General features: G+C 40.4%; 1 pseudogene. It reads right to left on the bottom strand.

The features are described 5' to 3' along the window. Window positions 1-482: 482 nt before the first annotated feature. A pseudogene (locus tag CIK04_RS32000) lies at window positions 483-621 on the bottom strand (IS110 family transposase); the annotation flags it as partial.

Genomic DNA, 621 nt, shown 5'->3' with positions numbered 1-621 from the left:
GGGACTGTCAACGCGTGGCATTCCAGTCCCATTGAGCCGCGGTGGTTATGGTTGTTGTGGTTGAGTTTGGTGGTAATGCGTTGCCAGCCCCTTAGGCGGGCGTTATGCTTAAATCAGATAAAATTCAGTGATTTATAGTTTTTCTTTGTTCCCTCGGCTTTTCAGTTTGGTGTTTGTCGGCAAGTTGGCTTTTTTGAGCGCTGTTTTTCGGACACTTATTCTTTGGCGCTGAAAATTCAGAGCGTTGCCTCAATCAATTGTCAGGTAAGCGCGAGGTTAGGGAGGCTGGCTCAATCAGAAATTTGATCTTAGGTTTTTGAGTTTTGACTGCCAAAGTTCAAAGTCTGATTTTCAAAATTATGAGTCATTTCTGTTTTCTACTTTTTGGTTTTTGTTTGTAAATCAAAGTCGAGTTAATCTTAATTCAATTAAAACGTAAGCCATTGAAGCTTAAGCATAACAAACGAGTATGGCGTCAATAGTTAATTTTTCGCCATATTTTCATTCCACATAGTTCCGTCTCTTAGCATTGAATTCAGGATCACAACCATCTTTCTAACACAGGCAATGATGGGCTATTCGTTTTTGGGTTTTCCTGCTTCCAGTAATCGCTGATATGTG

It is taken from the genome of Vibrio sp. 03_296, from assembly GCF_002265885.1.
This window is presented reverse-complemented; position numbering and strand designations above follow the sequence as displayed.